The 25,557-nt window shown below is 68.5% G+C and carries 26 protein-coding genes; 5 read left to right on the top strand and 21 right to left on the bottom strand.

Annotated features, from left to right (window positions below; translation table 11 throughout):
- Nucleotides 1-37 precede the first annotated feature (37 nt).
- From WS95_RS02365 to WS95_RS02305, 13 genes are all read right to left on the bottom strand, one after another.
- Complete coding sequence (locus WS95_RS02365; protein ID WP_034204568.1) at nucleotides 38-403, bottom strand: hypothetical protein; 366 nt, start codon at nucleotides 401-403, stop codon at nucleotides 38-40.
- Nucleotides 404-443: 40 nt separating this feature from the next.
- On the bottom strand, nucleotides 444-1,349 hold the full coding sequence (locus WS95_RS02360) for a hypothetical protein (protein ID WP_059822077.1): 906 nt from the start codon (nucleotides 1,347-1,349) through the stop codon (nucleotides 444-446).
- An 8-nt stretch (nucleotides 1,350-1,357) separates the two neighbouring features.
- Nucleotides 1,358-2,248, bottom strand: coding sequence for a peptidylprolyl isomerase (locus WS95_RS02355; protein WP_059822075.1), 891 nt, complete (start codon nucleotides 2,246-2,248; stop codon nucleotides 1,358-1,360).
- Between the two features lie 46 nt (nucleotides 2,249-2,294).
- Nucleotides 2,295-2,714 (bottom strand): hypothetical protein, encoded by a 420-nt coding sequence (locus WS95_RS02350; RefSeq protein WP_257139555.1) that lies wholly within the window; start codon nucleotides 2,712-2,714, stop codon nucleotides 2,295-2,297.
- A complete protein-coding gene (locus WS95_RS02345; RefSeq protein ID WP_059822759.1) occupies nucleotides 2,711-3,283 on the bottom strand; it encodes a YbjN domain-containing protein in 573 nt (190 codons plus the stop codon). Before WS95_RS02345 ends, WS95_RS02350 begins: the two co-directional genes overlap by 4 nt.
- A 59-nt stretch (nucleotides 3,284-3,342) precedes the next feature.
- Nucleotides 3,343-4,032, bottom strand: coding sequence for a hypothetical protein (locus WS95_RS02340; RefSeq protein ID WP_059822073.1), 690 nt, complete (start codon nucleotides 4,030-4,032; stop codon nucleotides 3,343-3,345).
- 12 nt (nucleotides 4,033-4,044) lie between these two features.
- Nucleotides 4,045-5,856: a putative porin gene (locus tag WS95_RS02335; protein WP_059783029.1), complete on the bottom strand. Its 1,812-nt coding sequence runs from the start codon at nucleotides 5,854-5,856 to the stop codon at nucleotides 4,045-4,047.
- A 91-nt stretch (nucleotides 5,857-5,947) separates the two neighbouring features.
- On the bottom strand, nucleotides 5,948-6,646 hold the full coding sequence (locus WS95_RS02330; protein ID WP_059822071.1) for a TonB family protein: 699 nt from the start codon (nucleotides 6,644-6,646) through the stop codon (nucleotides 5,948-5,950).
- Nucleotides 6,647-6,650: 4 nt separating this feature from the next.
- Nucleotides 6,651-7,061, bottom strand: coding sequence for an ExbD/TolR family protein (locus WS95_RS02325; RefSeq protein ID WP_027780971.1), 411 nt, complete (start codon nucleotides 7,059-7,061; stop codon nucleotides 6,651-6,653).
- Nucleotides 7,062-7,080: 19 nt separating this feature from the next.
- Entirely contained in the window at nucleotides 7,081-8,886 is a 1,806-nt protein-coding gene (locus WS95_RS02320) for a DUF2341 domain-containing protein (RefSeq protein WP_059822757.1), read from the bottom strand.
- 65 nt (nucleotides 8,887-8,951) lie between these two features.
- Entirely contained in the window at nucleotides 8,952-10,607 is a 1,656-nt protein-coding gene (locus WS95_RS02315; RefSeq protein WP_230624761.1) for a ShlB/FhaC/HecB family hemolysin secretion/activation protein, read from the bottom strand.
- A 151-nt stretch (nucleotides 10,608-10,758) separates the two neighbouring features.
- Entirely contained in the window at nucleotides 10,759-11,406 is a 648-nt protein-coding gene (cysC, locus tag WS95_RS02310; RefSeq protein WP_034204562.1) for an adenylyl-sulfate kinase, read from the bottom strand.
- Complete coding sequence (locus WS95_RS02305) at nucleotides 11,403-12,578, bottom strand: TIGR03032 family protein (RefSeq protein WP_059822069.1); 1,176 nt, start codon at nucleotides 12,576-12,578, stop codon at nucleotides 11,403-11,405. Before WS95_RS02305 ends, cysC begins: the two co-directional genes overlap by 4 nt.
- Nucleotides 12,579-13,177: 599 nt before the next feature.
- On the opposite strand from WS95_RS02305, the gene WS95_RS02300 reads away from it, so the two are divergent.
- Both WS95_RS02300 and gspK read left to right on the top strand, forming a co-directional pair.
- A complete protein-coding gene (locus tag WS95_RS02300; protein WP_059822067.1) occupies nucleotides 13,178-13,744 on the top strand; it encodes a hypothetical protein in 567 nt (188 codons plus the stop codon).
- A gap of 34 nt (nucleotides 13,745-13,778) precedes the next feature.
- A complete protein-coding gene (gene gspK / locus WS95_RS02295; protein WP_059822065.1) occupies nucleotides 13,779-14,774 on the top strand; it encodes a type II secretion system minor pseudopilin GspK in 996 nt (331 codons plus the stop codon).
- A gap of 67 nt (nucleotides 14,775-14,841) precedes the next feature.
- Here the strand turns inward: gspK and WS95_RS02290 are convergent, their stop codons facing one another.
- Entirely contained in the window at nucleotides 14,842-16,476 is a 1,635-nt protein-coding gene (locus tag WS95_RS02290) for a transposase (protein WP_059822063.1), read from the bottom strand.
- Nucleotides 16,477-16,658: 182 nt separating this feature from the next.
- On the opposite strand from WS95_RS02290, the gene WS95_RS02285 reads away from it, so the two are divergent.
- Nucleotides 16,659-17,471: a hypothetical protein gene (locus WS95_RS02285; RefSeq protein ID WP_059822755.1), complete on the top strand. Its 813-nt coding sequence runs from the start codon at nucleotides 16,659-16,661 to the stop codon at nucleotides 17,469-17,471.
- Nucleotides 17,472-17,614: 143 nt separating this feature from the next.
- On the opposite strand, the gene WS95_RS02280 is transcribed toward WS95_RS02285, so the two are convergent.
- The 6 genes from WS95_RS02280 to gspG all read right to left on the bottom strand — a co-directional run bounded on the left by WS95_RS02280 (nucleotide 17,615) and on the right by gspG (nucleotide 21,638).
- Complete coding sequence (locus WS95_RS02280; protein ID WP_230624760.1) at nucleotides 17,615-17,875, bottom strand: FecR/PupR family sigma factor regulator; 261 nt, start codon at nucleotides 17,873-17,875, stop codon at nucleotides 17,615-17,617.
- Between the two features lie 263 nt (nucleotides 17,876-18,138).
- Nucleotides 18,139-19,134: a FecR family protein gene (locus tag WS95_RS02275; RefSeq protein ID WP_059822061.1), complete on the bottom strand. Its 996-nt coding sequence runs from the start codon at nucleotides 19,132-19,134 to the stop codon at nucleotides 18,139-18,141.
- A gap of 11 nt (nucleotides 19,135-19,145) precedes the next feature.
- Nucleotides 19,146-19,694: an RNA polymerase sigma factor gene (locus WS95_RS02270; protein ID WP_034204554.1), complete on the bottom strand. Its 549-nt coding sequence runs from the start codon at nucleotides 19,692-19,694 to the stop codon at nucleotides 19,146-19,148.
- Between the two features lie 6 nt (nucleotides 19,695-19,700).
- Nucleotides 19,701-20,447 (bottom strand): secretin and TonB N-terminal domain-containing protein, encoded by a 747-nt coding sequence (locus tag WS95_RS02265; protein WP_059822060.1) that lies wholly within the window; start codon nucleotides 20,445-20,447, stop codon nucleotides 19,701-19,703.
- Between the two features lie 194 nt (nucleotides 20,448-20,641).
- On the bottom strand, nucleotides 20,642-21,181 hold the full coding sequence (locus WS95_RS02260) for a GspH/FimT family pseudopilin (RefSeq protein ID WP_082746836.1): 540 nt from the start codon (nucleotides 21,179-21,181) through the stop codon (nucleotides 20,642-20,644).
- Complete coding sequence (gene gspG / locus WS95_RS02255; protein ID WP_373557143.1) at nucleotides 21,156-21,638, bottom strand: type II secretion system major pseudopilin GspG; 483 nt, start codon at nucleotides 21,636-21,638, stop codon at nucleotides 21,156-21,158. Before gspG ends, WS95_RS02260 begins: the two co-directional genes overlap by 26 nt.
- Nucleotides 21,639-21,699: 61 nt before the next feature.
- Between gspG and WS95_RS02250 the strand changes: the two genes are divergently transcribed.
- Complete coding sequence (locus WS95_RS02250) at nucleotides 21,700-22,146, top strand: general secretion pathway protein GspC (protein WP_059822056.1); 447 nt, start codon at nucleotides 21,700-21,702, stop codon at nucleotides 22,144-22,146.
- Nucleotides 22,147-22,154: 8 nt separating this feature from the next.
- Here the strand turns inward: WS95_RS02250 and gspF are convergent, their stop codons facing one another.
- Entirely contained in the window at nucleotides 22,155-23,372 is a 1,218-nt protein-coding gene (gspF, locus tag WS95_RS02245; RefSeq protein ID WP_034204552.1) for a type II secretion system inner membrane protein GspF, read from the bottom strand.
- 663 nt (nucleotides 23,373-24,035) lie between these two features.
- Here gspF and WS95_RS02240 point away from each other — a divergent pair.
- A complete protein-coding gene (locus WS95_RS02240) occupies nucleotides 24,036-25,334 on the top strand; it encodes a substrate-binding domain-containing protein (protein WP_034204551.1) in 1,299 nt (432 codons plus the stop codon).
- The last annotated feature ends 223 nt before the right edge of the window (nucleotides 25,335-25,557 follow it).

The raw sequence follows: 25,557 nt of genomic DNA, 5'->3' as shown, positions 1-25,557 counted from the left end.
CGCCGCACCGTTCGCGTGCGGCGGCTGCACGAGCGCTTCACTTCGGCGGCACGGCAACCGGCGCATTCGGCCGTTGCGGCGTCACGGATTTGCCCCAGTTCGCGCCGAAGCGATTCCGCTCGGTCGACAGGTTGAACGTGCCGAGACGGTTCGACGGCTGCTTCGACAGCCGCTCCGAATCCGTTTGCGACGCGCCCGCCTGCGGCTCGGCCTTCGGCTTCAGTTGTTCGCTCAGGCAGTCGTACGACAGCGCGCGCTTGCCGTCGACTTCCGCGTCGACGCACACCGGCTTCGCGGCCGAGCCGGGCTCGGCCGCCGCCGCGCGGCCGCCCTGCGCATGCGCGCCGGCCGCCAGCAGCAGGCAGACGATCGCCGCCGCGATGCCGTTTCGTCGCCGCTTCATCCGCGCCTCCATCGGTAACGACGCCGTCGCGCGCATGCCGTCATGCTCCCGTGCCGGCCGCCGGCGCACGGGCCAGGAAGCGCCCGAACGCCGCGCGATCGGCTGCGTCGACGGCCGGTTCGCCCGCATCGACATGCCGCGCCCATGCCTCGCGCATGCCGTCGACCGGCTGCCACGCGTGCACCTGCGCGCCGGTCGGATACGGCGTGACGAGCGGCTCCCGGTAGTCGACGCGAAACAGCGGCGCCGCGTCGTTGCCGGCCGTCCACAAATCGCCGACGTCGCGCACGCTCGCGTCGAACCAGAAGCGCACCCAGCGAACGGCTGGCGGGCGCGCATCGTCGACCGGCGTACCGGCAGCAGGCATACGGGCACCCGGCATACCGGCTCCGGGCGTACCGGCTCCGGGCATACGGACGCCCGGCGCAGCGGTGCCCGACGCATCCGGCACGCGCAGGAAACCGGCCAGGACGAGCAGCACGGCGGCGAGATCGTCGTCGCGCAACGTCCTGTACGACCAGAGATCCGCGACATCCGCGCACGAGATCACCGCGATGAAGCGCCCGATCGTGAGCGCGGGCCACGCGCGCCGCATCAGCGCGTAATGCCGCGGCCACTGCGCGATGAAGCGGTCCCGATGACGAGCCGCGACCTGCACGTCGCGCGAGCCGCGAATCGTCGGCTCCTCCGGTTGATACTGGCGTGTGGTGAGCACGCACTGCGCGGAACATCGCGCGCTGCGGTGCCGCGCATAGCCGCCCGCGCCGGGCAGCGGCTCCAGCGCGCCGAAGCACAGCGGACAATGCGTCGGCCACTCGCCGGGCCGGCCCGGCCACGGGTTCGCCTTCGGCATGCGCGGACGGTCGGAGGCGGCGGCGGAGCGACGACGCTCCGGCGTACGCGCGTCGGGCGCCTCGACGCGCGGCGTCGAACGGAGCGTGGCCATGAGCGCGCCTACCGGGCCGACGCGAGCGCTTTCTTCAGCGCGTCTTCGTTGATCGGGGCGTTCGCGGCCAGCTTCGCGAGATACGCCTGGGCATTCTGCTGCGTGCGCTGGGCGCGCAGCATCGCGCGCAGTTGCTCCTTCACGTCGGCCAGCGGACGCGGCGCGGTCGCGCGTATCTCGATCAGCTTCACGACGTGGAAACCGGCCGGCGTCTGGATCGGCGCGGAGACCTGGCCCGGCTTCAACGCGTCGGCGGCCTGACGGACCGCCGGCACCATCAGCTGCTCGGGCACGAAACCGAGATCGCCGCCGTTCGCGGCGCTCGCCTTGTCCTGCGAGTTCGCCTTCGCCAGCGCCGCGAAATCGCCGTTGCGCGCGCGGCTCGCGAGATCGGCGGCCTGCTTGCGCGCCTTGTCGAGCGTCGCGGCATCCGCGTTCGGCGGCACCGCGACATAGATCTGCGCGACGTGCAGCGCACGCGGCGCCGTGAACGCCGCGCGGTTCTTGTCGTAAGCGGACTGGAGCTCCGCGTCCGACGGGTAGTCGGCCGGCGGCGCATTCACCGACGCGAGATAGCTGCGCACGACGATTTCGCGCTGCGCCTGCTCGACGGCTGCCTGCACCTGCGGCTGCCGGTCCCAGCCCTTCGACTTCGCCTCGGCCAGCACGGCCTTCTGCGCGAGCGTCGAGCGCACGACCTGGTCCAGCGCCGCGGGATCGGCCGCGAGGCGCTCGCGCCCTTCCGCGCTCACGGTCTTCAACAGCCCGGCGACGTCGGCCTGCGTGACCGACGCCTGCGCGGCGTTCGCGATCACGTCGTCCTGCGCGCATGCCGCGAGCGGCACGCCCAGCGCGAGAGCGCCCGCCACCATCGCCAGCATCTTCATCTTCGTCATCATCGTTCGACTGCCCTCTCGATTGCTTCTTTCAAATACGGACGCCGTATCAGCGTGCGTCCGTCAGCGCCACACGCAGCACGAGCGGTTGCGTCATCCCGCGCGGCGGCACCATGCCGATCTCCCTGCCGGCAAACGCTGCGTGCAGTGCGGCGTCGAGCACCGCCTGCCCGGCCGCCGCGCTGTCGACCCGCGTCACCCGCCCGCGCCGGTCGAGCCATGCGCGCACCGGCAGCACGGGCCCGTCGTCGCCGGCATCGGCCCGCGCGTCGGCCCAACGTTCGATGTCCGCGCGCAGTCGGCCCGCGGCCGCATCGTCGCCATCGAGCGCCGTCTGCAGCCACTGCGCGACGTGTTGCGCGTACGTGCGCCACGCGACAGGCGCGTCACCCGCGGCCGTCGCGTCGGCTCGCGTGCGGCCCGGCAGCCACGCGCGCAGCGCGGCACCGAGCCGGTGCGCGACGATCACGATTGCGCGGCCGCTTCGACGGAGGCGGCCGTGGCGCGCGGCTCGCCGGCCGCCGCCCGCGCCGCCGCTTCCTGCTCGGCCATCGCGGGGCGGTTGCGCAGGTGCAGCAGGAATTCCTGGATCAACCGATCCCACAGCTCGACCGTCGAGCGCAGATAGCGCTCGGACACGCCGCCCGCGACGACGACGTCCATCTCCAGCGCAAGAAACTGCCCGTGGCTCGCAAGACGCGCGAAGCGCTTGGTGCGGTTCCAGTCCGCGACGAGTTCGGCCGGCAAGTCGCCCTGCACTTGCAGCACGCACGACAGCGTGTAATCGATGTACGGCAGCGCGGCGAGCGGCGTGTCGGCACCCTGCGGCGCGAGCGGCGCCGCCGGGTTGCCGAAGCGCACCGCGAAGCCGATACCCTGGCTCGCGCTCATCAGTTGCACCGAGCCGTTCTGCTCGGCGGCCGTCACGCGGTAGCCGGCACGGCGCAGCACGTCGGCCAGATGGTCCGCGCTGATCGCTTCGATCGGCGCATCGTGTGCCGCGCGTTCGGCGCCGGCGTTCGGTTGCTTGTCCTGCATGTCGAGGTTCCTCCTGTTCGACGAATCGATGGATTCCTGTGCGGCATCGCGCGACGCGCTCACGGTGCGCTCGCCGCCGATGCCGATGCCGATTCCGGTGCGGGCGCCGTGGCGGCCGCACGCGCGGCCGGATCGTACTTTCCCGCATACAACGCATCGCCGTAGCGCTGCGCGAGATCGTCGTACTTCACGCGGGCCGACTGCGCGAACGGCTGCCTCGACGCGAGGAACGTGCCGATCCCGACATGCTCGTACGCGTCGAGAATCTCGTGCCCGACGCGATACAGCTCGGCATTGTGTGCCTGGCAGGTTTTCAGTTGCGTGTCACGCGCGGCGACGTCCTTCTGCAGTTGCGCGTGCTGCGCATCGCGGGCGCGCGACACGGCAAGCAAGTCCTCATAGGACGCCTTGTATTTCGCGAGCGACTTCGCGTCCTGCTCGCGGCCGGCCCGCTCCTGCGCGAGCGCGCGCTTCGCGGCCGCCTCGGCGCCCGAGTCGCCGCGCGCCGCTGCAAGCTGGCCCTGCATCGCCTTCAGTTGCGCGAGCGCATCGTCGCGCTGCTTCTCGGCCGCCGCCTTGTCGCTCTGCAATTGCGCCTGACTGTCCTGCAACTGGCGCAGCTCCTGCACGGTCGAGCGCAGCTGGCTGCGCAGCTTGTCCTCGATGCTCTGCGCGTGCGCGCCGACGGCCGCGAACAACAGCGCGGCGGCGACGGCCGCCGCCGGCATCGTGCGAGTGATCGTATTCATGCGCGGCTCCGGTCAGAAGCGAGCATTGAGCTCGATCTGCAGCACGTCGATCGACACCGGCGGCCCGTACACTTCCTTCGAGCTCAGGTAGCGGGCCGACACCCACGTGTCGCGCGCGACCGCATAGGCTGCGCCGATCACGTAGCCGCGTGCGTTGGTGCCGCCGAGATGGAAATCGGGATCGTTGAACGCGTCGAGCACGGCGTCCGGCTGCAGGTACTTGTACGCGATCGAGAAATTCCACTGGCCCTTCTCGCGCGGCTCCGGCTCGCCGACCGTCGCCTTCGCGAGGAAGCCGTTCGGGCCGCTGCGATAGTCGGCGCGCGTCGCGTTCACCGACGTCGCTTCGTAGTTGTTGACCGGCAGCGACGCCGCCGCGAACGCCTTGTTGTCGTTGTACGCGAGGTTGCGCACGTATTCGCCGTCCAGGCGCAGCTTGAAGCGATCGGCCACGACGGTATCCCACTGCGCCTTCAGGTCGAGCAGCCGATAGTTGTACGCGAGCCCGAAGAGCTGCGGCTGCGGCGTCATCCCCGGCGCGAGGTTCGGGTTCTGCACGATGTTGCGCAGCGCGATCAGCGTGTTGCCGCCCTGCATGAACGCGGGCGCCTCGTTGTCGGTGCTGCAGTTGGTCGCGCCGAGATACAGCGCGCACGGCGACGACAGCGTGCCGCGCATGTTCTGGAAGTCGTAGTACGCGACCGCACCGCGCAGCCGGTTCTTCGCGTCGATCTTCCAGTCGGCGCCGAACTGCGCGCCGAACATCCACTTCGTGTCGCTGCCGGCCTTGTCGGTGCTGTTCGACGGGAAGTTCTCGCCCGTGTACTGGATCGGGAACACGCCGAGCGTGCCGAACAACGTGACGTCCGGATTCCACGGCAACGCGTGGCGCAGGTTCGCCGCGAGCCCGTCCATCATCAGGTCGTCGGAGAACACGAGGTCCGACTTGAAGAACGGATTGTCGAAGCGGCCGGCCGTCAGGTTCAGCCACGGCGTCGGCTTGTACGCGAAGAACGCCTTGTTCAGCCAGATGTTCTTCTTCGCGAAGCCGCCGCCCGCGGTGGCCGTGGTCGACACCGGCCCGTTGTCGTTGCCGCTCGCGAGCTGGATGCCGGCCGTCATTTCGTCGGACAGCGTCGCGGTCACGCCGAGCCGCGCACGGTAGCGCAGCAGGTTGTTGCGGTTCTGCGTGGTGTTCTGCGTCGGCAACTGCGTCGTGTTGGTGTTCGGGTTGATGTCGAACCCGTTGCCCTGGTTGATCGCCGCGAAGTTCGTGACGTTGTTCGCGTTGCGGCTGCCGTAGAAGTGATACTCGTCGCGCACGCGCAGGTCGCCGTCGAGCTTGATCCGCGACACCCAGTCGGGGAACGTGTTCGGCTGCGCCCAGTTCTCGGCCTTCGCCTGTGCGATCACTTCCTGCTTCACCTGGTCGCGGATCTGGTCGCGCACAAGTTGCGGCACGTAAGGCACCGCGACGTCGCCCGGCTGCGTCGGCGGATTGACCACGCCGCCCGCGACGACCGGTGCGCCCGACCCGCGCGCGGCCCGCGCCTGCACGGCCTCGGTGCGCGCCTCGCTGATCAGCTCGTTCGCATTCTGCTGCGTGAGCACGCCGCGCTTGACGAGCAGGTTGATCAGGTTGATCACCACGCTCTCCGTCGGCGCGGCCTTCCCCGATGCCGCCTGCGCCTCGAGCGATTGCGCCTGTGCGACGGACGCGCACGTCAGCCCCAGCGTCAGCACCGCCGCGCCGACGCGCGACAGGCGCGCGGGCGGCGCGCCGTTGCAGGGCACCCCGCCCCGTCCGTTCATCTTCCGAGTCATCTAGTGCTCCGAACAATTTTCGTTTCTTTTCCGGCAGGATCCGTGCGACGGACCTGCCCCATGATTCTTTCGTGGTCTCTCTCGCGCATCGTCATGCCGGCTTGCGTCCCTGGAGCTTGACGAGCACCGGGTACGACGTCGCCGGCGGCGGCACTTCGTCGACCTTGCCGAGCGCCTCGACCGCCGCGACGACTGCCGCATCGATCTTCGCGTCGCCGGTCGACTGCGCGACCGTCACCTTCGTGATCCGCCCCGACGCATCCATCCACAGGTTCAGGCTGCCGGCGAACCGCGCGCCGCCGGCCTCCTGCACGCCCTTGTCCTGTTCGATCGCACGCTGCAGCACGTACACCATGTACTGCGCATAGCTCGCGTTGCCGAACTTGCCGCCCCCGCCGCTGCCGACCATGCCCGAGCCGTCGCCCGCGCCGATGTTGAAGCTGTCGGTGCCGGCCTGCGCGGGCGCGTTCATCGTCATCTGCTTCGGCTGGTTGTCCGACGGCTTCGGCGCCTCGGACGGCTTCGGCGCGATCGTCGGCCGGTCGACCGGCGTCTTGACCTCTTCCTTCACCTTCTCGGGCGGCGGCTTCTGCTTCGGCGGCGGCGGGGGCGGCGGCAACGGGATCACCGTCGTCACCTGCGGCGCGCTCGCGCGCTTCACGCCCGCGGTGTCCCCCGCGAAATGCCAGATCAGCGCGGCGAGCCCGGCGAGCACGAGCGCGATCGCAACCGGCTTCACGAAACGGCCGGGGCCTTTCTGCGGCGGGCCGCCGTTGTAGGTCATTTCCATCGCGCTAGCCGCCCTGCTTCGCCTTGCCGGTCACGAGCCCGACCTGCGACAGGTCGAGCCGGCGCAGCAGGTCGAGCACGTCCATGACCTTCTGGTACTGCACGGCTGCGTCGCCCTTCAGCACGATCGGGAATTCCGGATTGGTCGCCTTCTCGGTGCGCAAGCGGCTTTCGAGCTCGTCCATCGTCACCGGATACGCGTCGAGGAACACCTGCCCCGAATCGGCGACCGTGATCGCCTTCGTCTTCGGTTTCGCGAGGCTCGCGGACGAGCTCGCCTTCGGCAGGTCGACCTTGATGCCCTGCACCGACGCGGTCGTCATGATGATGAAGATGATCAGCAGCACGTACGCGAGGTCGAGCATCGGCGTGATGTTGATGTCGTCGTACGGCTTGTCGTCGTCCTGAACCTGCATGGTGGTCTCCTGCGTGCGGTCAGTCGGCCAGCACCGCGTGGTCGGGCGCGCGATGCGCTTCGGCCAGGCGCGTGACGAATTCGTCGACGAACACCTGCATGTTCGCGGTCACGTTCTTGTTGCGAATCAGCAGGTAGTTGTAGCCGAACAGCGCGGGAATCGCGACGAACAGGCCCGTGACGGTGGCGAGCAGCGCAGCCGCGATACCCGGTGCGATCGCGTTCACGTTCACGTCGCCGGCCGCCGCGATCGCCGCGAACGTGATCATCACGCCGACCACCGTGCCGAGCAGGCCGAGGAACGGGCCGCCCGAGATCGCGATCGTCAGCAGTACCATCGATTTCGACAGCCGCTGGTTCTCGCGCACGAGCGTCGCGTCCATCGACGCGCGGATCGCCTCGATCGATTCGGACGTGATCACCGTGCGGCCGTTGCCGTCCACGCGGCTGTGAATTTCATGCACGCCGGCCTTGTACAGCCGGTACAGCGACGACTGGTACAGGCGCCGTCCTTCCGCGCTGCCTTCGTCGACGTGCGCGAGGCCGACCAGGTGACGCCCGGCCACTTCGCGGAAACGCTGCACGAAATACTGGTTCGCCTTGTCGACGGTGCCGACGTAGCGCGCCTTCGTCCACATCACGATCCACGACACGAGCGCCATCCCGAGCAGGATCGTGATCACGACCCACGCGTCGACGGTCACCGACTGCACGATCACGCCGAAGTAGCCGAAGCCGAAGCCCGACTGCTTCTCGTCGGCGCCGTACGCGACCAGCTTCGATTCCGAGCCTTGCGCGAGCGCGTCGACCGCGATCGCGGCCGGCGAACGCGCGATCTTCGACAGGCGCAGTTCGTCGAGCGCGCCCGCATACGCGGCGAACCCGGCCGGTGCGCCGGGCGCATCCGCGCCGATCGTCGTCACGCCGTTCAGCGCGGGCAGCGTTGCCGCGACCTGCGACACCTGCTTGCCGTTCACGTAGACGGTCAGGTTCTTGCCGTCGGCCGTGACCGCGACATACGTCCACTGGTTCGCGGCGACCGGCGACGCGACCGGCGTGCGCACCGGCGCCGGATTGCCGGCCGCGCCCTGGACTTCCGCGAACGGCACGCCGTTGTCGAGGCCGATCAGCAGCGCGTTCGCGCCGTCGCGGCGACCGTACAGCAGCGTGTTCGGCGCGAGCGCCGACGGCTTGACCCATGCGCTGAACGTGAAGCTGCCGCCGGCCGGCACGTTCAGCGACGGGCTCGCCGGCAGCGTCAGCGACCCTGTGCCGTCGAACCGCGCGCCCTTGCCGACGATGCCGTCCTCGATCGTGCGGAACGACGCGTTCTGCGCGTGGTTGCCGTACGCGGTCGCGTCCTTCGGTGGGGCGCCGGCCGCGCCGTTGAAGTGATAGACGAGCGTGTAGTCGGGGTCGAACGTCTCGGCCGGCTTGCCGCCGTCCGGCGCCTTCTTGTTGCCGTAGTACATCCAGATCGACTCCGCGGCGCCCGCCGGCAGCTTCGGCACGTCGACCCAGATCAGCGCGACGCCGAGCACCGGATCGTATTGCTCGACATGGAAGTTCAGCGGCGTCTTGTCGTCGGCCGCGACGAAGCGGATGTCGGCGCCGTTGTCGGCCAGCCCGTCGAACTGGAAGTTGCCCGAATGCAGGCGAATCAGCAGCGGCACGCGGCCGGCCGATTCCGCGAGGTTCGCGCCCTTCGGGCTCGCGTCGATCGTGATCGCCTTTCGGTACGACCAGTCGTTCTGCCACCATGCGTTCGCGATGCCGGGCAGCACGCCGAGCATCACCGCCAACAGGAAAAACAAGACTCGCTTCACGATCCACTCCCCGAATGGGCGGGCGCCGCGCTCGTCGCATCGCCCCGCCACGAACAAAAAATCCGTCAGAAACCCAGCCTTACGTAGAAATCGAACCGCGGGCTGTACTGCCGCGTGTAGACGCCGGCCTTCAACGGCCAGCCGGCCTCGAAATCCGCGCTCGCGTATTTCATGAGCTGCAGCCGCGTGCCGACGCCGACGCTCATCAGGTTGAAGCGCGACGTCTGCTCCGGCAGCGGGCTCAGCAGCCACAGGTGCGCCGCGTCGAAGAACGCATGGAAGCGCCATTCGTTCACCCGGCTGCCGACCGCGCCGCCGAGCCACTTCGACAGCGACGGGCTGCGCAACTCCAGCGACGCGATCACGCCGCTGTCGGCCGTGTCTTCCGCCTGCATGTAGCCGCGCACGCTGTTCATCCCGCCGGCGGCGAACTGCTCGCTCGACACGAGCGGCGAGTTCGAGATCTGCCCGCTCACGTGCGCATTGGCCTGCATGTCGTTCGCGAAGCGCTGCGTGTGATTCACGTCGAACTTGCCGTACACGAAATCTGGCGTCGCGTTGTAGCGCTTGTTGTCCCACGCGCCCCAGTCGCTGCCGAGGCCGCGGATGTTCGTCGTCAGCGACGCGGAGAACGACGTCTGCGAGTTCTTCAGGCTCAGCTGGCCGTTGTACGACAGCGTCACCGGCACGTAAGTGAGCGGCGCCGTCGAGCCGCCCTGGCCCGGCAGCGACACGTCTTCGTCGTAGTGCTTGCGGTCGATCTCGATGCTGACCGTATGCGCGTAGGTCTCCGTCGCCGGCAGCGAATAGATCGCGGTGAAGCCGTACGTGGTGCCCTTGCCGAGCACGTTGGTGTTGCCGACCGACGCGACGTTGCTGTCCGAATGCACGACCGTCGCCAGAAAGCTCCAGCGCGAATCCTTGATCGGCGCGAGATACGAGAACGCGTAGACGCGCGCATCGTTCGGATGCTGCGGCGCGATCACGTAGGTGCCGGAAATCACGTGGCCGAGCTGCCACAGATTCGAATAGCTGAGGCTCGCGGTCGTGCGCAGCGTCGACGTGCCGGGGCTGTTGTCGTTGTTCAGTTCGAGCGAGCCGTGCAGCGGGCTGTGATCGTCGACCTTCAGATCGACGTCGACCGTCTGCGGCAGCGCGCCCGGCTTCAGCACCGGAATCACCTGGCGGTCCGCCGAGCGGTTCAGGTCGGTGAGCTGCTGCTGGGCCTGGTTGAAATCGGGCACCTTGCCTTCGGCCAGCGCGGGCACCGCGTCGCGGATGTTCTGCGGCGAGTTGTATTGCGCGCCGTCCACGCGCAGACGCCCGACCTTCGCCTCGGTCACCTGCAGCAGGATCACGCCGTTCTTCACCTGCTGCTGCGGCAACTCGACGACGACCGACTGGTAGCCGCGATCCTGATACGCCTTCTGCAACGCATCGCGGGCCGCGTTCACGTCGGCGAGCGTGCGGCCCGGCCCTTCGAACGGATACACGGCCTTCTCGATCTCGAGCGTCGGCAACGTCGTGTTGCCGCGCACCACGAAGGCATTCACGTCGAACGACTGCGGCGCGGCGGGCGCCGCCTTCGCGGCCGGCGCGGCAGCGTCCTGCGCATGAACGCCCGGAGCGACGCTCAAGCCTCCGGCCAGCACGGCACCGGCCAGGCATCGGCCATTCAGCCGCCATCGTTCGCGTGACTTGCGGTCTACTCTCGGCGGCATGCGCCATTCCCCTTTGTCGTTCCGGACCGCAGCGAAGCTGTCGCGACCCCGTCGCTCGCCCCGCTATCAGTTGCCTGTTTCACTTTGATGACGATTGATTCGTCATCCTTATCATGATCCGCGCAATGCCTTTCATGCCGTCGAGCCGAACTTAGCCGCGATGCGTCGGCGCCGCCTGCGCATCCGCTTGACAACCGAACTGCGTCACGGCGAATTGCAACAGCGTATCGACGCACGTCGCGAGCGATGCGCGGCCGGTATCGAGCGTGAGATCGGCTTTCACCGGCGGTTCGTACGGCGCCGACACACCGGTGAATTCCGGCAGTGCGCCGCACCGCGCCTTCGCATACAGCCCTTTCGGATCCCGCGCCTCGCAGCACGCCAGCGGCGTGCTCACATACACCTCACGGAACGCCGGCCCGACGATCGCTCTCGCCGCATCGCGCATCGCCGCGAGCGGCGAAATGACCGCGACGATCGCCAGCGCGCCGGATTCGCTCGTCAGTGCCGCGACTTCCGCGATGCGCCGCACGTTTTCGAAACGGTCCTGCACCGTAAAACCGAGATCCCGATTCAGCCCCGTACGCAGCCGGTCGCCGTCGAGCACCACCGGATGCATGCGTCGTTCGCGCAGTCGCGCCGCTACCGCATCGGCCAGCGTCGTCTTGCCCGCGCCGGATAACCCGGTGAGCCACAACACTCCGCCGGCCCGCCGTGGCGACACGCGCCGCTCGTCGCGGGGCACGTCTACCGATAAGGACGAAACGACGTCGGGAAACCCGCAACGATCGATCTTCATCGCGCACGCTCCGCCGCCTTCGCGGGTTCGTCGTCCTCGCGCGGACGCGTCTGCCAGAAGCCGCCCTGCATCGTCACGATCGACGGCGTCTCGGCCCATTGATGCGGGCTCAGGATTTCGGCACGCCGCACGTTCGGGATCACCTGCACGTCGAAGATCTCGTCGACGCCGTTGAAGAACTGCAGGATGCCGAGCACGTCGCCGGTGTTCGCGTCGAGCGCGGCGACCCCCGCGACCAGCGCATCCGATTCGCTTTCGATCGGCAGCCCCTGCGGGCCGCGTTTGTCGCGCAACTTCGACAGCCCGACGAACAGCACGCCCCCGTATTCGGCGAGACCGTGCGTGAAGCCCGGCAGTTTCGCGAGCACGCGCCGCGCGCCCGACTGCGGATCGATCTGCAGCACGTGGCCGCGGCCGCCTTCGAGCACGTGCAGGCGTCCGCCGATCACGCGCGGCGAATGCGGCATCGACAGCCCCGATGCGACGATCCGGCCGGACGGCACCTCCATCACGATGCCGCTGCCGGCCATCCCGCTGCGCCAGCCGAACGGCTCGTTGCTCATGCCGAGCGCCGTCGCGAACCGCACCTTGCCGTCGGCGAACGCCATGCCGTTCAGGTGGCAGCGATCGTCCGGCGTGGTCTCCGTCACGAACGGCGGCTGCCAGATCGGCGTGAAGTTGAAATAGCCGTCGATCACGCTGATGCAGGAATAGCGTGTGTTGACCGCGAGCACGACGTGCTTGTCGAACGCCATGTCGTGCAGGTCGAGATCGCCCGTGTAATAGGCCATGCGCGGCACGAACATCGCGTCGTAGTGATCCGGTCGGGCCGGATAGTGCGGCGCGAGCGTCGATACGTTCGCGAACACCATCAGCTCGTGCATCGTCGCGATCGCGAGCCGCTTGCCCGACACGGCCATCCCCATCGAGCGCGGCAACAGGCACGCGGACAGCGTGGGCACGCCGTCGTCGACGCCGATCACGGCCACGCCGGACGGGCGGCGGCTCACGGCCAGCGAGCACCCGAGCGCCTCGAGCACCTGCAGGAAGCGCCCGGTGTCGCGCAGGTTGATGACCGGCGACAACGCTTCCGCCTGCCGCGCCGATACGTCGTCCGTCGGCGCGTCGGTTTCGCCTGCCGGCCGGGTTTCCTCGAACTGTTCCACTGTCATGCACCTGTCGGCATCACGCCGCCTGATGAGAAAAAATGCTCGCTTGCCTGCCCCCGTCGGCCCGGTGCACGCGCATCGGTCGCGAACGGGGCCGCGTACGGCGCACCAAGTCGCAGCTCCCACCTACCTAGACGGAATGAAGCGCGCATTGCCGCAATGTTTTTTGCGTGACGTCGACCGATCCGCCGGCACGGGCAGCGGTCGACGCAAGCGGCCTGCATGCGTGCAGCCGCTCGCCCGCGCGAGACGCGCGAGATGCGGCGCATGACCTTGCGTGGCCCCCATTTCGTATACGTGTCGTTGCGTAGCCGACGCGCGGCGCGTCGGCAGCCCGCCGGCAAACGAGTCGCCGTCCGGCCGGCCCGCGAGCGAAAACGCGACGGGCAGCGTGCGGCCCGACAATCCTCCGGTTTCAACCGGGAAGTTTTTGTGACATTCGACTGAAGATATTCACGAAACACGCGCGAAACACGGGGTGCGATCGTCGGGACCGTTTACGCCGCACCGCAAACCGCGAGCACGTGCGAAATCCTGCGGCTTGCAGCCGCCCGATTCGTCCTAGCTATTGAGAACGGAACATGTCAACGACAGGACACTCCATGTCATTCGCCACGATGCTCGTACGGTGGCTCGCCGGGCGGTTGGCCGGCGCCGCCGGATTGCCGGGCCAGCTGCATCCGCGCGCCGCCGCTCGTGCCGCGTCGAATCCGCCGCTGCGCTGGCGCTCGCCGTGGCTCGCGTGGCAACTGCTGTCGTGGTCCGTGCTCACGCTGCTCGCGCCGCCGGTCTGGACGATCGGCACGCTGCTGCTGATCAATCCGTCGAGCGATCAGCCGCTGTTCTGGGCGCTGGCGATGGCGATCGTGCCGGTCGCGAACGGGGTCGCGATCGTCGCGACGAACCAGCGGCATCACCGCACGCCGTTCACCCGCCGCCCCGCGGTTGCAGCCCACACGTTCGCGATCGCGATGACCGTCGGCTGCACGCTGTTCGTGCTGCTGCTGTGGCGCTCGCACGCGATCGCCGACCTGGTCGGCCCGCTTGCCGACGACGGCATGCGCCCCGCGACGCTCGCGTGCTGGGTCGCGGGGCTCGCCGCGCTGTTCGGCGTCACGTCATCCGCGCATGCGAGCATCGCGCATGCGTGGATGGCGTTCGAGGTGTGAGCGCGCCGCGCCGACACTGCGGAGGGGCACGCGGATGCATCGATACGGGACGGGAAGGACGGCATGCGCACCGCGCGAACGCGGCATCGCGATCGTGACGGTGCTGCTCGTCGTCGCGCTCGCGGCCACGCTCGCGGCCAGCGTACTGTGGCGCCAGCAGGTCGCGACGCGCGACGTCGAGAACCAGCGGCTCGCGACACAGACGATGTGGATCGAGCGCGCGGCCGTCGAATGGGCACGCGCGACGCTGCGCGCGCAAAGCGCGACGTCGAACGTCACGTTCGTCGGCCAGACGTGGTCGGCGCCGGTCGCCGACGTGCAGCTCTCGGACCTGCTGCCGTCCGACGCGCTGGCGGTCAATGCGGAGCTGTCGCGCGCGTGGATCTCGGGCAGCGTCGAGGACGCGCAGGCGCGCTTCAACCTGATGAACCTCGTGTCGCGCGCCGCGCCCGGCAAGCCGTGGCAGTCCAACGGCGAAGGCGTGCTGGCGTACCGGCGCCTGCTCGGCCAGTTGTCGCTCGATCCGGCGCTCGCGCAACCGACGGCCGACTACATGCTGCGCTCGCTGCGCGACGCGAACGGCCCGGGCGGCTGGCCGCTGCAGCTCGTGTCCGTCGACGATCTCGCACGTATTCCCGGCTACGACGCGCATGCGATCGAAGCGCTCGCGCCGTACGTCACGATCCTGCCCGACCTGACCGTCGTCAACGCGAACACCGCGACCGAACCCGTGCTCGTCGCCGCGATCCCGACGCTGTCGGCGAGCCAGGCCAAGCGGCTCGTCGACCGGCGCGCGACCGCCTACTTCGTGAGCACCGGCGACATCGCCGAATACCTGCTGCCCGCGCAGGGCGGCAACCCGACGTTGCCGGACGGCTCGGCCGTCGGCGTGAACAGCGGCTACTTCATCGTGCATTGCCGCGTGCATTCGGCGCGGATCAACGCGCGCGTGGACACGCTGATCGCACGCTACGGCAGCGGCAATTTCGCGTGGACGTCGGTGATCTGGGTGCGGCGGCTGACGAGTTGAAGCCGGATGCGGCAGAGACGGGCGCGGCGAACGCCGAGCCGGGCCGGCAACGTGCGGTCGGCGCCGGCTAATTCAGCGACGACTCGCTCAACGTCACCGGTCGCTGCCCCGGCGACGCCGCCGCATCGAACGACAAGCGCGTGAAGCTCGTCTCGCGCACTTCGCCGAGCAGCCGGTTCCAGTCGTCGATCGACACGAGCAGCGCGATCGGCCGGTTGTACTTGGTGACCATCACCAGTGCCTCGCCGGCGTGCCGCAGCGCCTTCGACGGATTGCTGCTGAAGTCGCGCGTCGCCATCGCGATCGTGCGCAGGCTGAATACGTTCGCGGCCGGATCGTCGCCGTTGTCGTGCAGCAGGCACTCGAGCGTCGCGGCGCGCAGCAATGCCTGCGACTTCGACGACAACCGGCTGTCGCGGCGGCGCCGCCGTTCGCTGCGCGGGTCGACGTGCACGGCGAGCATCCGCACGATCTGGCCGAGCGTCGTCGCGGGCAACCGGTCGTAACGCTGCCACCAGTCGGGCGGCAGCGCGATCATCATGCCCGCATAGGTGGCCGTGACGCCGTCGGCGATCAGCGACGGCAGGCGCGCGACGTCGCGCGCATCGAGATCGAGTGCGCCGTCGACGACGCGCGTCATCACGCTGAACGCGTTGTAGGCGAACGCGGCGATCCCGCTCGCCAGCAACGCCGCACGCGCGGGCACGGTGCCGAACGGCGTGCCACCCGTCACGGACTCGAGCGCGAGCGGCAACGCGTCGCGCCAGCGTCGACGCGACAGCGCCACGATCTGCGGCGCGTCGAACCGCTCGGCCGACAGGTCGGTCAGCAGCGTGACGCTTTCGCCGGGCACCTCCGCGCCCTCCCATTCGATCTGGCGAAACGTGTCCGACGCGCCGCCTTCGCCGGCCATCGCGACGGATCGTTCGCGAACGCGCCCGGCGCCGAACACGCCGGCGTCCCGCCAATCGCCGAGCGGTCGGCACGCAGTTGAACGGCCGTATTCGCGCAGCACGAACGCACCGCCGCGGCGCGGCCAGCCGGACAGGATCGCATCCGTATCGAAGCGCCCGTCGACGATCCACAGCTCGCCGGGCCGGACCGCTTCGAGCAACGCGCCGACGAATGCGCGCTCGTGCGACCGGCCGCGCTCGCAAGGCAGCAGGTCGACGATCATCCCGAGATCCGGGTCGTACACCGGCAGGACGCGCGCACCGCCGGCCGCCGCATCGCGCGCCGGGTCGTCGCACGCGCGCCCGCAGTCGCAACCGTCGGCTCGCGGCGCACAGGCCTCGCCGGCCCCATCGAGCACGCGCAGCCGCATCCCGTCGACGGCGCACGCACCGTCGACGCCGCGCACCGACGCGACCGGCAGCAGCAGGTCGACGCTGTCCCTGGCCAGCGCGCGCCCCCAGCCGGACCGCCACCGGCTCATGCAATCGTGCAACGCCGTCACGGCCGCGCCGAACCCCGGCGCGACGGCGCCGGCCGCATCCGGCATCCGCCGCCACGCGGCAATCGCCGCGATCGCGTCGACGGCAGCGGCGAACAGCGCCTCGCGGATTGACTCGCCGTCGGGCTCGTCGCCGGCGCCCGCCGCGGCGTCGACCCAGTCGTCGTGCAGCGCGCATTGCAGGACGAGCCGCGCCATGATCGTCATCGGGCTCTGCTCGACGAAGCGTTCGACGATCGTGCGCATCATCGCGTTACCCCACACGGTCCGGTCGATCGCGTGGGCCACCGCACCGGCATGCGCTCGCGCGCGTCGCCACGCGGTCGCACTTGACGCAGCGCGATCGACCCCGCAGCATCGTGAGCGGCCCGCTCCGCGCGACGCCGCGCCGTCACGGCGGGCCGCCCGCAATCAATGCACGAGGCACCGGCATGTACGTAGATCCCCGCGTGGCGCACGGTCGCGCCCGGTTCGATCTGAGCGGCTCCCCGCGGCTCATCGCCGACGAGCGCCGCTGGGAAATCAGCGATATCGTCACGCGCGGCCTCGACGATTTCAAGGGCGTGCGCAATCGCCGCAACCTGCTCCGCTTGCTCGAGCGTCAGATCGCGCCGAAGCTCGTGCGCCTCGGGCTCGAACCGTACGTCGGCGCGCTCGGTCGCGCAGAAGGGCTGTTCGTCCATTTCTCGACGATGAGCGCCGAGCACGGCTTGCGCGAATTCCAGCTTCAATTGACGGTGCCCGACCTCGTGCTGCGCAGTTTCGCGTCGAACGCGATCCGCCCGCACGCGGTCGCGCGCTGCATGCAGCGCAACGGCGTGATGTCGCTTGCGGAAATCGAGCACGAGACCCGCATCGCGTTCGTCGCGGCGCGCGTGATGCGCTCGCTGGCGATCGCGGAAGGCTGGCAGCAGGTCGGCGTGCCGACGCCGCACGGGCTGTTCGTCGGCACGCTGACACCCGCGCGCGACGTCGCGATGAATACCTATTTCCGCCCCGGCGACAACGATCGCCCGTCGCGCTGGAGCGGCTTCTCCGCCCTCTTCTCGACGATGCCGGACTGGCGCCCGGAACAGGTCCGGCACGGCGGCGAACTGCTGCAATGGATGGTCAACCATATCGTGGCCCTGCAAGAATCCGCACCGTTCGTCGAACGCTTTCCGTTTCTGCGCGAGCCGCTGCGCGATGCCGACGATCCGCTCGACGCCGCGTGGACCGGCGCGCGCGCCGACCACCGTGCATGACGGGCGATCCGGGGGCCCATTCCGGCCCCCGTTCCCCCGGTCTCCACGCCATCGCCCCTCTTCACGGCCCTCGCTCTCTCATATACAAGGTCGCAGCAGCCTCGCCTAACCCGCAGACTTTCTTGCAACGCCGATGCGGCGCGTCAATGCGTGCGCGTGGGCCCGCCCGGCTCGCCCGGCTCCGGGCGGCCGACCGTCTCCAGCACGGCCCACATCCAGATCAGCTCGCGCACCGTGCGTGCATGCTCGTCGCTCTGCGCGCGCCACCGCCCGAAAGCGTCGCGTTCCCGTTCAGTCGTGTCGCCGGCGCGCAGCCACAGCAGCCAGCGCACCGCGCCCTCGCGGATCGCGTCGGCGCGCGTGTCCGCGTCGCCGGAATCCGTATCCCGTTGCGATTCGTTCATGATCACGCCACCGCCCGAAGCTCCCTCGACACACATCCCCCCACCGCGCATCGCTGCGCGGCCGGGGCGCTTGCCACCCACGCCTCGGGTCCGACGACGCCCCACCGGGCCGTCACGCGTGACGACCCGGCGTTTGCCGGCCCTCATGGATAAGGTCGTATCGACGCGCCGTAACCCGCAGCGCGGGCAGCACCGCGGCAGGCGGAGCAACGGCCGGATGGAAACGGGAGAAAGGAAGGAAAGCGGAACGCGGGGAAAGCAGCTCAGCTCAGCAGCACGATGTTGCCGGGCAGGCGCGTGATGTGCGCGCCGTACAGGCGGCCGACCATGTCGATCACGTCGTCGAGCCGCGTGATCGGAAACTGCGCCTGCATCCGGTTCGCGCCGAGCGACGCGCTGCGCAGGATGACCTTGCCGCGCCGGTAGCGGTTGATCTCGTCGACGACGTCCGACAGCGGCACGCCGTTGAACACCAGCATGCCGCGCCGCCACGCGCTGACGGTGCCCGGATCGGTCCGCGACACCGGCTGCACGCCGCGGTCGTCGTAGACGACCTGATCGTCGGCGCTCAGCGTACGCGCGCCGCGCGGATGTTCGAGCGTGACCGTGCCGGACAGGCAGGTCACGCAGACCTGCGCGCCCGTGCGCCGCACGTTGAAACGCGCGACCAGCGCCCGCATGCGGCCGCCGCCCGCCACCACCGTGACCGGCTGGATCGGCGTCGCTCGGCCGGCCGGCGGCGCGACCGCGTCGATCTCCGCCTCGCCCGCGACGACTTCGACGCCATGCGCGGCATCGCTCGCCGGCAGCACGTCGACGCGCGTTTGCGTGTTCAGTTCGACCGTGACCCGCGACGACAGCGCGACGCTGCGCTGCTCGCCGGTACCCGTGTGGTAATCGGCCGCGATGTCGCCGAGCGACGGCCACAGCTGCAGCGGCGGCCGCACGACGAGCCACGACGCGCCCGCGGCGACCGCGAAGCCGATGAACGCGCGCCGCCCGGTGCGCATCGTGCGTTCGCGCCTGGCGACCTGTGCCCAGGCCGCGGCCGTGCGCTCCTCGTGCGCGAGTTCGGTCGCGGCCGTGCGCAGCGAGCTCCAGGTGCCGCGCAGCAGATCGGCGGCTTGCGGACGATCCTTGCACCAGCGTTCGAACGCGTCGGCGTCGTCCTGGCTCGCGTCCCCCGAGCGCAGACGCAGCAGCCACGCACTCGCTTCGTCGAGTTCGTCGTGGGCAGGTTGGGCCTGGGCTTTCGTCATCGTCCGGATGCTCAAAATTTGCGCGGGCCGCCTCGCGTGCCCGCGTACGAATCGCCGTCTTCCTGCATCCGCTGCAGGCAGTACTTCATCGCCGCGCTCAGCTCGCTTTCGACGAGCCGCAGCGAAATGCCGAAATGCTCGGCGATCTCGCGATTCAGCAGGCCGTCCACGCGGGCGGCCAGCAAAATCGCGCGACGCCGCGGCGGCAGGCCGCGCAGCACGTCCTTCAGCGTCTCGACCTTGCGGCGCGCCGCGACGATGCGCTCGGGATCGGCCAGTTCGTCGGGCACCTCCAGCAGCGTCTCGACGTCGTCGTCGTGCAGATGCCGCCGTTCGCGCCGATGCTGGTCGATCGCGACATTGTTCGCCATCCCGAGTATATAGGCGTCCGCGTTCGTCACCTGCGTGGAGACGTTCGCGTTCTCGAGGCGCAGCCAGGTTTCGTGCAGCGCATCGGCGGCGCCGTCCTTCGACCCCGTCACGCGTTCCAGCCGCCTGACCAGGTACGCGTAGCGCGTCGCCAGCAGATTCCGGAGCCCGGAGCGGTTGCCGTCGGACATGATGGCCTAGCCCCGAACGGCCGGCTGCGGCGCCGGACAACGGAAATGCACGCCGTTGCCGGCCGGGCGCAGCAGGATCGTGACCGGCTGCGGCAGGTCCGCAGGCGGCGCGTCGTCCAGCTTCAGCGCGCGCAGCGCGCGCATCACCGCCGCGTCGCGGGCGGCCGAACCGCTCGATGCCACCATGTTGACCGCCACCACCGCCCCCCTGTTGTCGATGCGCATCTGCGCGACGAGTCGATAGCTGCCCGGCACGGCCGCCGGCTGCGCGCACAGCGCATCGATCAGATGCGCCTGCAGCAGGCCCGCGAACGCGCGCCGATCGCCGGAATCGCCGATCCCGTCGATCGGCAGCGCCGCATCCGCCGGCGTGTCGGCCGGAGCGGGCGGCGCCTCGGCGGCCGGCTGCGCGACGATGATCGCTTCGTCCGGACGCGAGAATTCCGCACGCAACCCCGTTCCGGCCAGCATCCGCTCGAGCGCGTCGCGCGGCGCGAAATCGCCCTGGACCGGCACACTCGTGCGCCCGTCGAGCAGCGGCGCCGGCGCGAGCACGATCATCTCGGTGAGCCGCGCGAAATCCTGCAACGTCTTCGCGAGCGGCTGCGCGGGCAGATCGAAATGCACCGCGCTACCCGGTTGGCGGCCGATGGAACCGGTCTCCTGCGCGTACGCGCCGCGCATCGACAGCACGACCAACGCGAGCCACGCGACGAGCGCCAGGACACCGGTCGGCGCCCGTGAACGAGTCATGAATCCCTGGACGGAAGTGGAGTTGCACGCCGCGTGCCGAAGCGTGCATCCCCGTGAGCGGCTCCGTCGCAAGCGAACGACAGATTGTGAGCGGGCACTGTGACAGTCCGGTGAAGCGTTTCGCCGCGCGACGCGATCGCGCCGCACCGCTTTCGTGCATCGCGCACTCGCACGTGAACCACGACGGCCCCCGCTCAGGGCCGGCGCACGACGAAGTTGCCGATGCCCGTGCCGACGACGGCCACCCGCACGTCGCCGGACCACAGCGTGATCGTCACCGGCACGTCGATGCTTTCGCTACCGAGCACGATCCGCGACGGCGCTTCGCCGCCGCCCGTGTAACGCACCGACACGCCCGTCACTTCGCTGCCCCAGCGGCGGGCGCGATACAGGTCGTCGGTCATCGGCGCCCAGCCGCCGCTTTCGGTGCGCTGCACGAAGCGATAGCCGCCGCCGACCGGCTGCCATGCGATCGGCATCGCGCGCACCTGCGCTTCGTCGCCGGCCGATTCGAGCAGGTTCGCCAGGCGCTGTGCCTCCTCCGCCAGATCGGTGCGCCGGTTGCGCGACGGCGCGAGCGTCACGACCGCGACCAGCAGCCCGACGATCACGAGCACGACGAGCATCTCCAGCAACGTGAAGCCGGCCGCCGTGCGACGTGCAGCGCCCGTACGCCGGCCGCGCCCGTTCAGGATGCCCATCGTTCCGTCACTGCCACGAGCCGATGTCCGCATCGTTGCCCTCGCCGCCCGGTTTGCCGTCCGCACCGTAACTGAACACGTCGATCGCGCCGTGCGCGCCCGGGTTCAGATATTGATACGCGTTGCCCCATGGATCCTTCGGCAAGCGCTCCAGGTAACCGCCGTCCTTCCAGTTGGTCGGTACCGGATCGGTCGTCGGCTTCTGGATCAACGCAGCGAGCCCCTGCTCCTGCGACGGATAACGGCCGTTGTCCAGGCGATACAGGTTCAGCGACTGCATCATCGTCCCGATGTCCTGCTTGGCCGCGATGCGGCGCGCCTCGTCCGGGCGACTCATGATCTTCGGCACGATCAGCGCCGCGAGAATGCCGAGAATCGCGACTACCACCATGATCTCGATCAGCGTGAAGCCGCGTTGCGTACGGCGACGCCCACGTTCACGCACGTGGCCGGCGTACGACGCTCGGGTTTCGTTGAGGCCCGTCATCATGCATTCACCCTCGCGGCAAAGAATGGAAAACGTCTTCTGTCCATCGCATCGACCCGTCGCCATGAAACCATTCGACCTGCTTCGCATCGCGCCGTCCCGCACCGATCTCGTACAGCTCGCGGCGACGCTCGCCGCCGCGGCAGCGCTCGCCGCCGTGTCGCTGTGGGCCGTGCGCGTATTGAGCGCCGCCGATGCGCCGGTCGCGGCGCTTGCACCGCCGCCCGCGCCGGTCGACGTTGCGGCCGGCGCACGGCTGTTCGGCGCGAAACCCGACGACGGCCGCGATGCCGTCCAGTTGCTCGGCGTGCTGGCCTTCGATGCACGCCGAGCGGCCGCGATCGTCAGCGTCGGCGGCGAAGCATCGCGCGTCGTGTCGCTCGGCGCGGCGATCGGCGAAGCCGCCAAGCTCGCCGAGGTTCGCGCGCGCTCGATCGTCGTCGACCGCAACGGACTGCAACGCGAAATCGCGCTGCCCGCCGCGGAAAAAGCCAACGCGTTCGTGCGCTGAGCCGCGCATCACTGCACCATGTTGTTCAGCTCGATGATCGGCATCATCACCGCCAGCACGATCACGAGCACCACGCCGCCCATCGCGAGGATCAGCAGCGGTTCGAGCAGGCTCGTCAGGAACATCGTGCGGCGCTCCAGCTCGCGCGATTCGCCTTCGGATGCGCGATCGAGCATCGTCGTCACGTCGCCCGTCGCCTCGCCCGAGCGGATCAGGTGCACGAGTACCGGCGGAAACGTCTTCGTATGCGCGAGCGCACGCGACAGCGCGGAGCCTTCGCGCACGCGGACGATCGCGTCGTCGACGTTCGCGCGCATCGCGCGGTTCGACAACGTCTCGCCGGCCGCCTGCAACGCGCGCAGGATCGGTACGCCGGCCGCCGTGAGAATGCCGAGCGTGCTCGCGAAGCGCACCGTGTTGTAGCCGCGCACGAGCTTGCCCGCGAGCGGCGCGGTGAGCACCCACGTGTCGAACCTGAGCCGCGGCGCATCGCGCGACAGCACCTTGCGGATCGCATAGACGATCGCGACCGTCGCCGCGAGCGACGCCCACCACCAGTGCCGCACGAAGTCCGACAGCGCGAGCATCACGACCGTCAGCGTCGGCAGTTGCTGCTTGGTGCTGGTGAACACGTTCGCGACCTGCGGCACCACGTAGCTCAGCAGGAACGTGACGATGCCGAACGCGATCAGCGTGACGATGCCCGGATACGTGAACGCAAGCAGGATCTTCTGCTTCAGCGCGTTGCTTTGTTCGATGTAGTCGGCCAGGCGCGACAGCACGATGCCGAGCTTGCCCGTGTGCTCGCCGGCCGCGACGAGCGCGCGATAGATCTCGGGGAAATCGCGCGGATGCTGGCTCAGCGCATTCGCAAACGAATGGCCGCCGACGACTTCCGCTCGGATCGACGCCATCAGCTCGCGCACGTATTCGCGTTCGGCCTGCTCGCTCAATACCGACAGCGATTCGTCGAGCGGCAGACCTGCGACCAGCAGGCTCGCGAGCTGGCGCGTGATGATCGCCTGCTCGCGCTGCGACAGCTTGCGGCCGAGCGACAACCGTTGATGGCGCTCGCCGTGCAGACGCTGCGCGGCCAGTTCGACGACGAGCGGCGTGAGCCCCTGCGTGCGCAGATGGCTGCGGCCTGCGCGCGCGCTGTCGGCTTCGAGCACGCCTTTCAGCGTGCGGCCGGTGGGATCGATCGCTTCGTAGCGGAATGCCGACATGTCAGTGCCCTCGTGTCACGCGTGCGACTTTTTTCGGCGACGGCGCGCAATGTGCCGGGCGGAGTCGCCGGGGAAGACTACGGAGCGAACCGGCGCAGATTTGTGACGGATGTTGGGCTACCTTTTTTGACGGGGCTTATTACCCGGATTCGCCATTCTTATAACGTAAAAACGATTTCAATCTTATCCAGTCAATTAACTGAACACACATTAAATACACTACGACCTTGCTCGACCTTTCATTTACAGATTCGAGCGACAATCAGAAAAATACATCGAAACGGAAGGTATTCATCGACGTGCGCAATGTTCCGTAACATCCGCCACGAAACCGTCGTGAAGTTGGGATAGCGCTGCCTGGCTCCGCATGCTGTTTCAACGGCCTCCGTCAAGCCCGACACGGGCTCTCGCGCGCAATCCGTCGAACGACGCCGCCCCAATCCCAGTATCTGGACGCTCCAGCGCGTGCCGAATGACGCTCCGATCGGCGCTTTATCCATTCGAATAACGCAATGGCTCGATCGATAAAAATGTTACGCACCATTCGTTATGAAAAATTCACACGCGCCGTTCGAATTCCCTCCTACATTTACCCGGCGGTCCATAAGCATTCCAACCGCAGTAGCAGGGGTTCCCGTTTATCTTCGTTCAAGGAAATTTCTCATGAAATCCAGCAAGCGCAAGATCTGTCAAGTCCTCGCTCTCGTTGTTTCCGGTCTGGGCGCCACGGCCGCGATGGCCGCGGACATCCACGGCGGCGGTTCGTCGCTCGTCGCCCCGACCATCGGCGCGATCGGCAACACCGCGACCGAAATCGGCCTGTTCGGCACCGCCGAAGGCTCGTTCACGTATTACTCGGTGGGTTCGGGCGCCGGCCAGAACGCATTCCTGAACAACCAGCCGACGTTCTTCGGCGCAGGCGTCACGGGCACGGTCCACTTCGCGAACAGCGATGCGGCCCTGTCGACCGCCCAGCTCACGTCCTACAAGGCCGGCCTCGGCGCGACGAATGGCCCGCTGATCCAGATTCCGTACGTCGTCACGCCGATCACGGTGCCGGTCGTCAACGGCCCGGCCGTGACGAGCACGACGACCCCGCAAACGACGCCGAATCAGGCACATAGCATCGCGCTGAACGACAACGACCTGTGCGGCGTGTTCTCGGGCAAGCTGACGAACTGGAATCAGGTCACGAATCCGGAAACGGGTTCGGTGTACGCGCTGAACGCACCGATCAAGGTCGTCTACCGTTCGGACGGTAGCGGCACGACCGAACTGCTGACCCGCCACCTGGCAGCTGTTTGTACGACTGCCAATACGGCTGCGGGCGTGACGTTCGTCGATTCGCTGACGTTCACGGCTTCGTTCCCGGGCGGTGTTCCGTCGAACTTCACGCCGGCTTCGGGTAGCGGTGGCGTGCGTACGCAACTGGTGAGCTACCAGTCGGCCGGCACGGCCGCTGTCGCTTACCTGAGCCCGGACTACACGAACACGTTCCTGGCTCCGAAAAGCACGGTCGTGACGTCGGCCAGCGCATTCCAGCTGCCGGTGGCAAGCCTCGTGAACGCCTCGAACGGCGTGTACTACGCGCCGACGTATGCGAACGCGACGACCGCACTCAGCACGGCGACTGTCCCGAGCACCCAAGCTCGCGCCGCCAACCAGGCGAACTGGGTGCCGAATGTCGGCAATCCGGGTTCGGGCTATCCGGTTTCCGGCACCAGCCAGATCATCCTGAGCCAGTGCTACGCGGATCCGTCGGTCAAGACCGCCGTGCACGACTTCCTGAACAGCCACTACACGAACGCCAGCTTCGCGTCGATCGTTCACGGCAACGGTTTCGACACCGTGTCGTCGAACTTCCAGACGGCAATCTCGGCTGACTTCCTGAGCAACACGAGCGGCTTCAACCTCGACATCGGCAACACGAGCGTCTGCACGGGCTCGGTCACCGGTCGTTAAGCCATTTGACGGTGGATGCTCCACCGTCTCTGCAACTGCGCCCTTGAATCGTCAAGGGCGCAGTTTTTCGTTTACAGCTTCAATCCGCACTACTCGTCACCGTCAGGTCAAGCATCGTCTGATGCACTCACGAAGAGCCTTGGATGATGGCTGACGCAAGAGGAAAATCTCATGGGATTTCTCTGAATCACCAGTGGCGCGGCTTTTCGTCTTGTACTCGAAT

Origin of the sequence: Burkholderia sp. MSMB1826, assembly GCF_001526325.1 — a bacterium.
In the GTDB taxonomy this organism is placed as follows: Bacteria; Pseudomonadota; Gammaproteobacteria; order Burkholderiales; family Burkholderiaceae; genus Burkholderia.
The sequence above is the reverse complement of the archived record's forward strand: the minus strand, read 5'-3'. Positions and strand labels throughout refer to the sequence as shown.